Origin of the sequence: Bacillus sp. 0209A (assembly GCF_036765095.1) — a bacterium.
Lineage (GTDB): Bacteria > Bacillota > Bacilli > Bacillales > Bacillaceae > Bacillus > Bacillus subtilis_G.
The window spans coordinates 657,945-671,388 of the sequence record NZ_JBAIZV010000003.1; the positions used below are offsets into that span (position 1 = coordinate 657,945).

Here is a 13,444-nt window from a genome sequence, read left to right on the forward strand (position 1 = left end):
TTTTATGTCCTCCTCGTACTTTCATAAGCCTCTGAATCTTGTTTCATCAGCTTATTCAGCCATTCCTTCAGCTCTTCAGCAGAAGAATAATTCAGCTTTTGATCCAATTCCATCAGCTGCTTCTTCGCCTGATAGGTTTGTGAGTCTGTTAAGTCGCGTTTCTTGACTCCGCTAATCACAGACAGCACACCATTCTCTATTTTAACAAAACCGAGATCAAAAAACACCTTTGTCATGAAATTGATTGTTTCAACGGACCAGCCCTTATGTCTCGCAAGCTCTGAGCCGTGTTGTTTCACGTCAAAAGAACCTCTTTTCAGAAGAAACCCATAATACCATTTAAAGTGGTCTCTTGCTGGAAAAGCTGATAAAAAGTGATCCTCTTGATTAAGAAAAATAAAATATATCCGCTCAGGCATCTTGCCTTCCAGCAAATGTGCGAGCATGTCCAACGAAGGCGGCGGATCCAGTAATACAATATAAGCACCATCGAGATCTAACGCCTTCGCCTGATCTTCAGAACTGATGACGTGCACTTCACGGCGAAGATCTTCAGTCTGAAGAAGTGTTGTTGAGTCTTCTTTGAAAGAGACAATGGCCCGTTTAGCAGATGGAAGGGCAGAAACTGTGTCTTCCCACATCCGTTTCCCCCTTAAATCAAACAGCTGCCATTCAGAAACAGCGGCATCCTTAATCATAAGCTGCGGTTTTTTTCTATTGTTCCATTCGTTGATAGACATCTCACCGACAATTGAAATTCTTGAGCCGCGGACGATGCCTTCTTCAAGCTCACCTTTATTAAAACCGACGCAATCAAGCTGAGATGACTCGTTTCTGACCGTCATTTTGACATGATTTTTATTTGCTCCAATCTTCCGGACATCTTCCAGCACAGCGTTTTCTACGAGAACGTGCGGTTTCGGGTTTAGCATGCCAAAGGGGGACAGCAGGTTCATTTCTGTAATGCTATCAACCGTAATGTCCTCGACACCGCAGACGAGATCGACTTCCTGTACAGGAATAAAATCCTCTTCCGTAAGCGTATTGTCCGCTATTTGATTCAGCCTGTTTCGCAAATCCGGCACATCTTCGGCATTCAGCGTCATCCCCGCCGCCATTGGATGGCCGCCGAAATGAGGAAGAATATCTCTGCATTCAGAAAGGCTTTCGAATAAATTAAAACCCCTGATGCTCCGGGCCGAACCTTTAGCGATCCCTTTTTCTTCATCAATGCCAAGCACAATGGCCGGGCGGTAGAAACGGTCCACAAGCTTTGAAGCCACAATTCCGACGACTCCTGGATTCCATCCGGCTTTGGCCACGACGATTGCAGTTTGATCGAGGCTTTGCTGTTCAACCATTTCAATCGCTTCATCCGTCATTTTACTGACCATCTTTTGGCGCTCTTTGTTCAGCTGGTCAATTTCAGCGGCAAGCTCTCCCGCTTCAAACGAATCCTCTGTCATGAGCAAATGAACAGCGGGATCCGCCTGTTCAATTCTTCCGACGGCATTCAGCCTTGGTGCAAGCTGGAACCCGACTGTTTCTTCGTTCGCTTCTCCGATGTCTCCGCCTGACAGCTTGATCAGCTCTTTTAAGCCCAGCCGATTCGTCCGACGAAGCCTTTCAAGTCCCAGTGTTGCAATTAATCTGTTTTCGTCATGCAACGGGACTAGATCGGCAATGGTGCCGATTGCCGCCAGGTCAAGCAATTCATCTGGGAGTTCGCCCAATAAAGCGTGGGCAAGCTTAAACGCGACTCCGACTCCGGCCAGTTCTTTAAACGGGTAGGTGCAGCCCGGCTGCTTCGGGTGGACGATCGCGTAAACATCCGGAAGTTCCGGTCCCGGCTCATGGTGATCTGTAATGATGACATCCAGTCCGAGTTCCTTTGCCACCTTTGCTTCATGTACAGCGGCAATTCCTGTATCAACCGTAATAATCAGAGAGAAGCCCCGTTCCTTAATCGAACGAAATGCCTGTTCATTAGGGCCGTAGCCTTCTTTAAAGCGGTCAGGTATATAAAAATCAACTTGAGCCGACAGCTTTTGCAGTGTGTGCAGCATCACTGACGTACTGGTAACTCCATCGGCATCATAATCGCCATATATCATAATCTGTTCTTGTTGTGATATCGCCTGTTTTATTCGCTCTGCCGCTTCTTTCATGCCCTTCATTTCAAAAGGATCATTAAAATCGGCATCCTTTGTATGTAAAAACAGCCTTGCGCTTTCTGCTGTATCAAAGCCTCTTTTTACAAGCAGGGACGCAACAAGAGGTGTTATATGCAATTGTTCTGTGAGTGATTTGACCTTATTCTGATCTGGTCGCTGGATTTCCCATCGCATTTTTGACGCTAACATAAATTCACCCCTCAACCACCCTATTATACTAGAGCAGGCTGAGGGGTTTCAAATATTATTCGAAAACTAGTCTTTTTTCTCAAGTCTGGCTGATGCATCCTGTGTGTCATTCAGGTCAGCATGCAACGTATCCTCTTGTTTATGTATCGTTCCTTGTACAGTTTTCTTTTCTTTCCGCAGCGCTTTTATTTCCCGCTTTAGTTTCATCACCTGAAAAACGCCGGCAGAAAATACGATCAGCGCGCCCATTAGAACTGAGCCCAAAATAACTAAAATAAGCGGCCACTCCGATCTGCCAAACAGGTAATCAACTTCTACCGATCTTACATTAATAACTGCAAAAATAGCGACAATTAAGGTAAAAATAAGTGCGAAAATAATGGTCCATTGTTTATTCATTCTCTTCCTCCAAAACTTCAGAATATTAGGTAACTTTCCCTGTCAAGGCTTGTTTTAAACATGGCTTGACACTAGGTCAAGCCTCATTTGCGGTTAATTTTTCCCGGATCAACCTCTTCAATCCGTTTCCCTCACCGGAAATCACAAGGGTATCTCCCTCATCAATAACTATTTCCGATCCCGGATTCAATTGTTTTTCCTGATTCTTCTTAATGATCGCAATGACAGTCACATGATATTCCTGTCCTGCGTTCAAATCACCAATTGTATGATGAATGGCAGGCGCTCCCGCCTCTGCTTTACACCACTCTATGATTAAATCATTAAGGGCTGCCTCGACGCTTTCTAATGCTTTCGGTTTATATGCCATTCCGCCGAGAATGGCAGAAATTTGCCTGGCTTCAGCATCGTCAAATTGCACGGAGGCCACACATTCTTCATGATCATTTTCGTCAAAATAGTACAACTCTCTCCGGCCGTCATGATGAATGATAATTGAAATTTTATCGCAGTTTCTAGTGATGATTTCAACTTTATGCCCTATGCCCGGCAGCACTGATTCACGAACCCTCATAGATAAACCCTCCCACATATCTGAAAACCAGCCACAAATACTCTTAACACCATTTATATGTTTAAATGTAAGCGCATGTCATTATAGCAAATGTCTATTTTAAGTTCAATGAAACTTCAAAAAAACAAGCTGCCCTGCAAAGGACAGCCTGACATTTTTTTATTGCACCGAATCTTTTTTCAGTTCTTTCCCTTTCCATACAAGCCAAATTTGTGCGGCGATATAGAGGGATGAATATACACCTGTTAACAGCCCGATTAACAGTGCGACTGAGAAGTTTGTAATAGAGGCCGCTCCAAAGATCAACAGCGCCACTACAACAATAACTACAGTCAGTACAGTATTAACTGAACGAGTAAAGGTTTGCTGCAGGCTTAGATTTACGATATGGTTCAGGTCAGCAAACGTTTTCGGCTTACGTTTTTTCATATGCTCGCGAATCCTGTCAAATGTAACAATTGTATCGTTTATCGAATAACCGATAATCGTCAGGACGGCGGCAATAAACGTCACATCTACTTCCAGCCTTGTAATGCTGAAAATCGTGAGGATGAAGAAAGCGTCGTATAACAGTGAAGCAATAGCAGCAATCGCCATTTTGTATTCAAACCGGATCGAAACGTAAATAATGATACCGATAGAAGCGATCGCGACTGCGTACAGAGCACTTCTTGCCAGCTCTTTACCGACTGTCGGTGAAACTGTGCTGACATTCGGCTCTGTTCCGTATTTGTCTTTGAAATACGTTTTTACTTTGGCAATCGTTTCTTTATCTGGGACCCCGACAAAACGCGCAACCCCAATATTGCTCTTGTCACCAGAAAGAACAACTGTATCAGGGTCCATGCCAAGTGATGCAAAATCTTTCTCCACCTGCTCTGTCGTCAGCTTATGGTCGCTTTGCACTTCAATTCGTGCGCCGCTTGCAAAATCAATGCCCAGATTCAGCTTAAACACAAGCAGAATGATAATCCCTATAACAGTGATGGCACTGGATAATATGAGGAAAAATTTACGTTTGCTTGTGAAATCCCATTTTTGGAACGGCGTATACGGCTCGGTATTTTCATCTGTATGCTGAATATCCATGATATGTTTCTTTTTGACGCCGAACCAGCCTTTTTTCCGATCAAACCATCTGCTCTCCACAAGAAGCGACAGCAAAAATCTAGATAAGAAAACCGCTGTGATAAAGCTTGTTAAAATCGACAGAATCAGCATTGTCGCAAACCCTTTTACAGAGCTTGTCCCAAAGATGAAAAGCACAACGGCCGCAATAATTGTTGTAATATTCGCGTCAAGAATCGTTGCGAATGACCGTCTGTTTCCTGAACGGAAGGCAGAGCGGACTGACTTTCCTAGCTTAAGCTCCTCTTTAATCCGTTCATAGGTGATGATATTCGCATCAACAGCCATCCCGACACCTAATATCAGCGCGGCAATTCCCGGAAGTGTGAGTACAGCGTTCATCCAGTCAAAGACCTGGAGAGTAATATAGATGTAAACTGACAGCGTAATCACCGCAATAAATCCAGGCAGACGATAATAGAAAAGCATAAATAAGAAAATAATTGCGATTCCGATAATGCCTGCAAACACCGTATCCTGCAGCGCCTGCTGACCAAATTGCGCGCCTACTGATGTTGAATATTTTTCAGTCAGTTTTACAGGAAGCGCGCCGGCGTTTAAAATGCTGGCTAAATCTTTCGCTTCTTGAACTGTAAATTGGCCTTCAATTGTAACATCTTTTGTGTTTAATTCTTGACTTACATTCGGAGCGGATACATATTTAGGATGCTCTTTTTGAACTTCTTTCTTAAAGGAGTCTCCTTTTTCGTAATCCATCCAAATGACAAGCTGGTTGTTTGGCGCCATGTTCATGACTTTTTTGGTCACTTCACCGAATTTATCAGCGTCTTTCAATTTAATGCTGACAATGGGTTCATTTGTTTTGGCGTCATATGTTTGTTTAGCCCCGTTTTCCACTAGGTCAGAGCCGTTCAGCAATTCTTTGTCATTTGTATCTCTGAAAGAAAGCTGCGCTTCAGTGGCCAAGATTTCACGCGCTCTGTTTTGGTTTGTCACCCCAGCGAGCTGAACGCGAATCCGGTTATTTCCTTCAATTTGAATGTTCGGTTCACTGACACCGAGAACATTTGCCCTCCGGTTCAACGCCTCTACTGTGCTGACCAGAACGTCTTTTGTGATTTTGTCACCTTTTTTTACGGGCTGTACATCATACAGCACCTCAAATCCGCCTTGCAAATCCAATCCTAACGTAATATTGTTAGCGGCAGGCTTCGTAAAGTAGCCCAAGCTCGTGCCGATCAATAAAACGAGAAGGAAAAACGCAATCAAGCGTCCTTTTTTCATTATGTATATCCTCCCTTAAACCTATGTGAATCAGCCTGCTATCTCAGCAGTTCTTCCAATGCTTCCTGGCCTTCTTCACTTCCCAGCCAATTAGACGTTTTAAATGACTCAACGGTTGCATAGTTCATAAATTCGCCAATTTTCACTGATAAAATATCGCTCGTCAGTTCATAAATGTGCAGTTCCGTTTTCTTTTTCCACTTCTTATGTGTTAAGTATGACCACAAACTTTCGAGTTCAACATCATCATACCCGAGAATCTTAAACTCTTCCAGTTTGCTGTAAAGAAACGGCCTGACGTGGTCTTTATATAGATCGGCGGGATGCTTCTCCATGAATTCCACGCTCCTTTTTTTATTGTTTTTCAAGAAGACTTGTCATGCTTGGACGATATATACGCATATCTTTATTGTATATGATTACAGGTAGTTTGAGAAGGCAGGGGGTAAAAATGGCGAAACAGACGTTTTTAAGGGGCACTCTTATCCTGATCGCAGCAGGAATGGTTACAAGAATGCTCGGGTTTGTCAACCGGGTGGTTATCGCCCGTTTTATCGGTGAAGAAGGAGTCGGGCTTTACATGATGGCGGCGCCTACCTTCTTCTTGGCCACTACATTAACTCAATTCGGTCTGCCGGTCGCGATCAGCAAGCTTGTCGCTGAAGCAAGCGCGCGCGGGGATCATCAAAAAACAAAAAATATTTTAGTCATGTCTCTGACCATCACAGGAGTGCTCAGCCTGATCTTTACACCGCTGTTTCTGTTTTTCGCTCCGGTTATGGCGGAAACGATGCTGACAGATAAGAGAACACTGTATCCGCTCCTGGCCATTACGCCGGTTGTGCCGATTATTGCCATATCGAGTGTGCTGAGGGGATACTTTCAAGGAAAACAGAATATGAACCCGCTTGCCGTGTCACAAGTTCTTGAACAGGTCGTCCGCATTTCACTTGTCGCTGTATGCACGACGATTTTTCTCCCTTACGGAATTGAATATGCCGCAGCGGGAGCAATGATATCCTCCGTCGCAGGTGAACTGGCGTCACTTCTTTATTTGTTCATTTGCTTTAAGTATAAAAAGACAATTAAAATCAGAAAGCATTTTTTCCAGTCAATTAAAAACGGAACACAAACCTTTACCCAATTAATGAGCGTGTCCCTTCCAACGACCGGAAGCCGGTTTATCGGCAACCTCTCTTGGTTCTTCGAGCCGATTGTCGTCGCTCAAAGTCTTGCCATCGCCGGTGTGGCAACAGTTGCCGCCACGAAGCAATACGGGGAACTGACCGGCTTTGCCATGACGCTGCTGACCCTGCCCAGCTTTATTACATATTCTTTGTCGACTGCACTTGTTCCTGCGATCAGTGAAGGAATGGAGCAGAAAAAACTGCAGGTGGTGGAATACCGGCTGGAACAGGCTATGCGTCTATGCCTGCTCAGCGGAGGCATTGCGGTTGTCATTTTATATGTTTTTGCGGATGAGCTGATGAGGGTGATGTATGGTTCCTCAGGCGCAGCTGTATTTATAAAAGTCATGGCCCCGTTTTTTCTGCTTTATTATTTCCAGGGCCCTCTTCAAGCTGTGCTGCAGGCGCTTAATTTAGCGGGTGCTGCGATGATGAACAGCTTAATCGGAGCACTTGTCAAAACAGGCCTAATTTTCGTCCTTGCCACCAGACCGTCTCTCGGCATCATGGGCGCGGCATTAGCGATCGTAACAGGCATGGTGCTCGTTACGCTTTTGCACGCGGCAACAGTCAGTAAGGTGCTGCCGATCAGTATCAAAATCAAGGAGTATGCACTCAGTTTCGCTGTGATTGCGATATGCGGATTCATCAGCTCCGCCATCAAACAATATGTCACCTTTGGAGCGTCCGAGGTTGTGAATGTCGCCGGATGGATTGCGACGAGTGCTGCTGTCTATATCATCCTCCTGCTTGTATTCCGTTTAATTAAAAAAGATGAGCTTCGCCGTATTCCTATTATCGGACGTCTGATTGTCCGATAAAGATTACGTGCGGGGCCCATCTTTTTCATCAATAAATAATTCTCCGTCAGTAAACGAGCAAAATGAAATGTTTGAAGGATTTGTATATCCGTGTTTTCTTAATTTTTCAAGCAGCCATTGTTTATCTTTACCGATTCTTGATAGGTTTTCTGTTTGAATAGAACCGTCTATAATGAGCGGTATTTCGAGCTGCCGATGCTCCCCGCTGTTTTCTTTCTTTACAACAGTCAGTTTACCTGACGGCTCTAAAATGGCAAATGATACATCAGCTACTCTGTCGATATTATTTTCTCTGAGCTGAACCATTAAATCATCAAAATTATAACGCTGTGATTTCATGGCGTTTTCGTCAATTTTTCCATATTTGATAATAATGGTCGGCTTGCCGTCCAGAAGCTGGCGGATTTTTCGGTTTTTTAAAGAAAAGTATGCGAATGTCACTTGAATGATCATTAAAACAAGCATTGGCAAAATGGTGTGAAATAGATGATCTTCTACGTTTTCTATAGCTAAAACGGCAATTTCAGCCATCATAATAAAAACAACGAGGTCTAAAATGCTAAGCTCCCCGATCTCCCGTTTGCCCATGAAACGAAAAATGACCAATATCACAAAATACAATATGATTGTGCGAAACGTAATAGTGAGAAGCTCTTCCATCATACACCTCCAACTCATCATAGGATGCAACAAAACGGACAATTTATGTAAGATGAATGGATCGTATTTCATAAAGCTTTTACGTCTAATTCATGGGGCAAGGGAATACATTTTTACAAAGACGAGCCATCAGCATGTCTGACGGCTTTGTTCAAAAAGAACAGAAGCCTTTTAATACAGGCAGAGAGGAGACATTCATGGAGGAAACGAAACAAGTTGGAAAAGGCATTCTTTACGGCTTAATCGCCATTTTTTCAGCTATGCTCCTGACGAGCTTAGCCGTTTCACTTTTACTGACGGCAACCTCGCTGGAAGAGTCATCATTCAACTGGCTGATCACTGCCATCTCATTTCTTTCTTTATTCATCGGCGGGTTTATTTCAGGAGGAAAAGGGAAGGAAAGAGGCTGGATGATCGGGGCATTAACCGCCTTAAGTTTTTCAGTGATTATTTTATTGTTTCAGTATTTAGGGTTCGGAAAAACATTTACAGCGGAGCAGCTGCTCTATCATCTTGGATTTTTAGGGGTGTGCATGCTGGGCGGGATTTTCGGCGTGAACATGAGGGGAAACAGGTCTTCAACATAAAAAAGACGACAAAAAAAAGAGCGGGATCATCCGCTCTTTTTTTTGTTTGCTATGTACAGCTCCTGCTGTTATTCAGCAGCAGAAACTTCTCTGATCGCGCGGCGGTCGAACGTAAGACGTGTGTTTTCACCAGTCTTAACGACGACTTTGCTTTCGTCGATAGAGTCAACAGTACCGTGCAATCCCCCGATTGTCACTACTGAATCGCCTTTTTTCAGTTCCTCCTGCATTCGGCGTACTGCCTTTTGCTGTTTTTGCTGAGGACGAATCAGCAAGAAGTAAAGGACCGCAAACATTAAAATAATAGGAACCAATGTGCCTAAAGTGCCTGTCATGATTTTCACCCCTTTCTGTAAGCCTGTGATTTATTTTTATTTAGAAGCTTTTCGCATTTGGCTTGTTGTAGCCGTAACGCTCAAAGAACTCTTCTCTGAAATCACCCAGACGATCCTCACGAATAGCCTGTCTTACCTGCACCATTAAGTGTAACAGAAAATGAAGGTTATGGTAAGTTGTTAATCGAAGGCCAAATGTTTCGTTGCAGCGGATCAAATGTCTGATATACGCGCGAGTGTAGTTTTTACATGTATAACAATCACACTCTTCATCAATCGGACGGAAATCTCTTTCGAATTTCGCATTTTTCATATTGAGACGGCCTTCAGCTGTAAACACCGTACCGTTTCTAGCAATCCGCGTAGGCAGCACACAGTCAAACATGTCGACCCCGCGGATCGCTCCGTCGATCAGCGCGTCCGGAGAACCGACTCCCATCAGATATCTCGGTTTATCCTTCGGCAAGAGCGGTGTTGTAAACTCGAGCACACGATTCATGACATCCTTCGGTTCACCGACAGATAATCCGCCTATAGCATATCCCGGGAAATCAAGAGAAATCAAGTCCTTCGCGCTTTGCGTGCGCAAATCTTCATATTCTCCGCCTTGCACAATGCCAAACAGCCCCTGTTCGTCCTGACGGGTGTGGGCATTGAGGCAGCGTTCCGCCCAGCGGCTTGTCCGCTCAACTGAGCGCTTCATATAATCGTACTCTGCCGGATATGGCGGGCATTCGTCAAACGCCATCATAATATCGGAGCCGAGTGCGTTTTGGATCTCCATCGCTTTTTCCGGAGATAAAAACAGCTTGTCTCCATTTAAGTGATTGCGGAAATGGACGCCCTCTTCCTCTATATTACGAAACTTGCTTAAAGAAAAGACCTGAAAACCGCCTGAATCTGTTAAAATCGCGCGGTCCCAGTTCATAAATTTATGGAGCCCGCCCGCTTCTTTGACAATATCTTGACCCGGGCGGAGCCATAGGTGATACGTGTTGCTTAAAATGATGCCCGCATCCATTGATTTAAGCTCTTCAGGCGACATCGTTTTGACTGTCGCCAGTGTGCCGACCGGCATAAAAACAGGCGTTTCAAAGGAGCCATGAGGCGTATGCACTTTGCCCAGCCGCGCCCCTGTTTGTTTGCATTCTTTTATAAATTCATAGCGTATTGGTTGTTCAGCCACTTTTGATGAGGCCTCCTGTTCTCGAATTATAGGATCAGCATCGCGTCTCCGAAGCTGAAGAAACGGTATTCCTCTTCCACCGCATGGTTATAGGCGCGCAGAACGTTTTCTCTTCCCGCAAGCGCGCTGACCAGCATAATCAATGATGATTTCGGCAAATGGAAGTTTGTAATCATTCCGTCAATGGCTTTAAATTCATAGCCCGGATAAATGAAGATAGATGTCCAGCCGCTTGATGCTTTAAATTGCCCGTCATGCTCCCCGGCAATCGTTTCAAGCGTGCGGGTCGAAGTCGTACCGACAGAAATGATCCGGCCGCCATTTCCCCTTACTTTGTTTAAGACCGCAGCCGTGTCTTCTGACATTTGATAAAACTCCGCATGCATATTATGCTCTTCCACGTCATCGGCACTCACAGGGCGAAACGTTCCAAGGCCTACGTGCAGTGTGATGAACTCAATTTGCACACCTTTGTCTTTCAATTGCTGTAAGATTTCTTCGGTGAAGTGAAGGCCTGCTGTAGGCGCAGCGGCAGAGCCAATTTCTTTTGAAAACACTGTTTGGTAGCGCTCTCTGTCATCAAGCTGTTCTTTGATATATGGCGGGAGCGGCATCTCTCCAAGAGATTCCAGCACCTCGTAGAAAATGCCTTCATAGTGAAATTCCACTTTTCTGCCGCCATGCTCAAGCTCTTCCGTGCAGACTGCCTTTAACCTTCCGTCTCCAAACGTCACTACGGTTCCTTTTTTCACCCGTTTCGCCGGTTTGACAAGCGTCTCCCACTTGTCACCAGCTTCTTGTTTGAGCAAAAGAAGTTCCACTTTCGCGCCGGTATCCTCTTTTGTTCCGAATAACCGCGCCGGCAGCACACGGGTATTGTTCAGCACAAGACAATCTCCTTCTTTAAAGAAGCTGATAATGTGTTTAAACGAGCTGTCAGTCAGCTCTCCTGTATGTTTATCAAGCACCATAAGCCTTGAAGCATCGCGCTGCTCCAACGGCACTTGTGCAATTAAACGTTCCGGTAGTTCAAAATCAAATAAATCGACTTTCATGATGATTTCACCTTTATTCTAGTCTTTTGTTATTTCATTCTGCCGAAAAGATTAAGCAAAATTGATAATACCACACTTATGATGATACAAGTGACAACCGGGAAGAAAAACGTGACATTTCCCTTTTTCACAAAAATATCTCCCGGCATCTTGCCGACAAAATGCAATACTGCTCCGATGATAAGCAAAACAGCACCAAGAATCATAATGATCTTAGGGAATTCAATCATATCGTGGAGCCTCCATTTGGAAATGATGATACACGGCCGGTGTCACGATCCTTCCACGCGGCGTTCTTTGGATAAAACCGATTTGCAGCAGATACGGTTCGTATACGTCTTCAATCGTATGAGGTTCTTCACCGATAGTGGCTGAAATGGTGTCAAGACCCACCGGGCCTCCATTAAACTTTTCGATCATACCCATTAGCAGCTTGTGATCAATATGATCCAAACCGAGGCGGTCAACCTGAAGCCGTTCCAGCGCATCCTGTGAAATCTCTTCCGTGATCCGGCTGTCACCCAGCACCTGGGCGAAATCGCGGACTCTCCTCAGCAGGCGGTTCGCTACGCGGGGCGTACCTCTCGATCTCCTCGCAATTTCAAGAGCTGACGGATTATCAATTTCAACCTCGAATACATCAGCGGTTCTTGTGACGATATCCGCCAGCTCTTCTTGCGTATAGTACTCAAGGCGCGACATCACGCCGAACCGATCTCTTAACGGCGCCGTCAAAAGCCCTACCCTCGTCGTTGCGCCTACCAGCGTAAAAGGAGGCAAGTCGAGCCGAACCGAGCGGGCAGAGGGGCCTTTTCCAATCACAATATCCAGACAAAAGTCCTCCATCGCCGGATACAGCACCTCTTCTATCGATCTGTGCAGCCTATGTATTTCATCAATAAATAATACATCACCCGGTTCTAGCGCCGTTAATATGGCAGCCAAATCACCAGGTCTTTCAATCGCGGGCCCTGATGTCGTCCGCAATTCCACTCCCATTTCATTGGCAACGATGGAAGCAAGCGTGGTTTTCCCGAGTCCGGGCGGCCCGTACAGAAGAACATGATCCAGCGTCTCCTGTCTCATTTTCGCCGCATCTATAAACACACGCAAATTTTCTTTCACCTTATGCTGTCCGATATACTGCGCCAGATTTTGCGGCCTCAAACTTTGCTCTATCACTGATTCATGGTTGTCTGCTTCACTTGAGACGAGCCGTTCATCCATGAACATCACCTTACTTCAATAGTTTTTGTAATGCTTTTTTCACATATTGGTCTGTTGTCAGCCCTACTTCTTCTTTTAAGTGAGGAAGCACCTTTTTGATTTCTTTTTCAGCATATCCTAGAACCCTGAGGGCCTCAAGCGCTTCTTCGAGAGCAGTTTCTGCTGTTTGCTTTTCAAGCCTTTCTTCATGATTAAACAGATTTTCAATCATTTCAGGCACAACATCAGCGAGCTTTCCTTTTAAATCAAGAATAATCTGGCGCGCAGTTTTCTTTCCTACACCAGGAAACTTGACCAAAAAGGCTTCATCCTCACTTTCAATTGCTTGGATAACCGCTCCCGGATCACCTGAGCCTAAAATAGCGAGTGCCCCTTTTGGACCGATTCCGGTCACGTTTAACAGCTTTGTAAAGAGCGCCTTCTCCTCCCTTGTTGAAAAACCGTAGAGCGAAAAAGCATCCTCTCTGATATGGTGGTACGTAAAAATCGTTTCTTGGTTTCTCTCCTTATATATAAACGGATTCGGCGTGAAAATCTGATAGCCAATGCCGCCGTTCTCTATCACAATATATTGGGGAGATACATAATCAATCGTCCCTTTAACAAATTCAATCACGCAAATTCACCTCTTTGACTGTTCTTCATTGTACCATAAAAACAGCCAAAGTCTTATAGAA

14 protein-coding genes are annotated in these 13,444 nt (G+C 44.8%); 2 read left to right on the forward strand and 12 right to left on the reverse strand.

Going from position 1 to position 13,444, the window contains the following annotated elements; all coding sequences use genetic code 11:
• Positions 1–2 precede the first annotated feature (2 nt).
• The 5 genes from recJ to comN all read right to left on the reverse strand — a co-directional run bounded on the left by recJ (position 3) and on the right by comN (position 6,044).
• A complete protein-coding gene (gene recJ, locus V6D44_RS14260; protein WP_202327066.1) occupies positions 3–2,363 on the reverse strand; it encodes a single-stranded-DNA-specific exonuclease RecJ in 2,361 nt (786 codons plus the stop codon).
• Between the two features lie 66 nt (positions 2,364–2,429).
• Positions 2,430–2,762: a LapA family protein gene (locus V6D44_RS14265; RefSeq protein WP_202327064.1), complete on the reverse strand. Its 333-nt coding sequence runs from the start codon at positions 2,760–2,762 to the stop codon at positions 2,430–2,432.
• A gap of 76 nt (positions 2,763–2,838) precedes the next feature.
• Complete coding sequence (locus V6D44_RS14270) at positions 2,839–3,336, reverse strand: cation:proton antiporter regulatory subunit (protein WP_087992283.1); 498 nt, start codon at positions 3,334–3,336, stop codon at positions 2,839–2,841.
• 159 nt (positions 3,337–3,495) lie between these two features.
• Entirely contained in the window at positions 3,496–5,709 is a 2,214-nt protein-coding gene (gene secDF, locus V6D44_RS14275) for a protein translocase subunit SecDF (RefSeq protein ID WP_087992284.1), read from the reverse strand.
• 38 nt (positions 5,710–5,747) lie between these two features.
• Entirely contained in the window at positions 5,748–6,044 is a 297-nt protein-coding gene (gene comN / locus V6D44_RS14280) for a post-transcriptional regulator ComN (RefSeq protein ID WP_087992285.1), read from the reverse strand.
• A gap of 116 nt (positions 6,045–6,160) precedes the next feature.
• On the opposite strand from comN, the gene spoVB reads away from it, so the two are divergent.
• Positions 6,161–7,717, forward strand: coding sequence for a stage V sporulation protein B (spoVB, locus tag V6D44_RS14285; RefSeq protein WP_087992286.1), 1,557 nt, complete (start codon positions 6,161–6,163; stop codon positions 7,715–7,717).
• A gap of 3 nt (positions 7,718–7,720) precedes the next feature.
• Here spoVB and V6D44_RS14290 read toward each other — a convergent pair whose 3' ends face one another.
• Positions 7,721–8,377, reverse strand: coding sequence for a DUF421 domain-containing protein (locus V6D44_RS14290; protein WP_202327062.1), 657 nt, complete (start codon positions 8,375–8,377; stop codon positions 7,721–7,723).
• Between the two features lie 197 nt (positions 8,378–8,574).
• Here V6D44_RS14290 and V6D44_RS14295 point away from each other — a divergent pair, with 197 nt between their 5' ends.
• Complete coding sequence (locus V6D44_RS14295) at positions 8,575–8,964, forward strand: TIGR04086 family membrane protein (protein ID WP_202327061.1); 390 nt, start codon at positions 8,575–8,577, stop codon at positions 8,962–8,964.
• Positions 8,965–9,032: 68 nt separating this feature from the next.
• On the opposite strand, the gene yajC is transcribed toward V6D44_RS14295, so the two are convergent.
• From yajC to ruvA, 6 genes are read right to left on the reverse strand one after another with little or no spacing between them, the layout of a single operon-like run.
• Positions 9,033–9,299, reverse strand: a complete 267-nt coding sequence (gene yajC / locus V6D44_RS14300) for a preprotein translocase subunit YajC (RefSeq protein ID WP_087992289.1) — start codon at positions 9,297–9,299, stop codon at positions 9,033–9,035.
• Between the two features lie 40 nt (positions 9,300–9,339).
• Entirely contained in the window at positions 9,340–10,485 is a 1,146-nt protein-coding gene (tgt, locus tag V6D44_RS14305) for a tRNA guanosine(34) transglycosylase Tgt (protein WP_087992290.1), read from the reverse strand.
• Positions 10,486–10,511: 26 nt separating this feature from the next.
• Positions 10,512–11,540 carry a tRNA preQ1(34) S-adenosylmethionine ribosyltransferase-isomerase QueA gene (gene queA, locus V6D44_RS14310; protein ID WP_202327060.1) on the reverse strand — a complete coding sequence of 343 codons (1,029 nt, stop codon included), beginning with the start codon at positions 11,538–11,540 and terminating at the stop codon, positions 10,512–10,514.
• Between the two features lie 29 nt (positions 11,541–11,569).
• A complete protein-coding gene (locus tag V6D44_RS14315; RefSeq protein WP_087992292.1) occupies positions 11,570–11,770 on the reverse strand; it encodes a DUF2905 domain-containing protein in 201 nt (66 codons plus the stop codon).
• A complete protein-coding gene (gene ruvB, locus V6D44_RS14320) occupies positions 11,763–12,767 on the reverse strand; it encodes a Holliday junction branch migration DNA helicase RuvB (RefSeq protein WP_072183425.1) in 1,005 nt (334 codons plus the stop codon). The genes V6D44_RS14315 and ruvB overlap by 8 nt, the downstream gene beginning before the upstream one ends.
• 10 nt (positions 12,768–12,777) lie before the next feature.
• Positions 12,778–13,383 (reverse strand): Holliday junction branch migration protein RuvA, encoded by a 606-nt coding sequence (ruvA, locus tag V6D44_RS14325; RefSeq protein ID WP_087992293.1) that lies wholly within the window; start codon positions 13,381–13,383, stop codon positions 12,778–12,780.
• Positions 13,384–13,444: the final 61 nt, after the last annotated feature.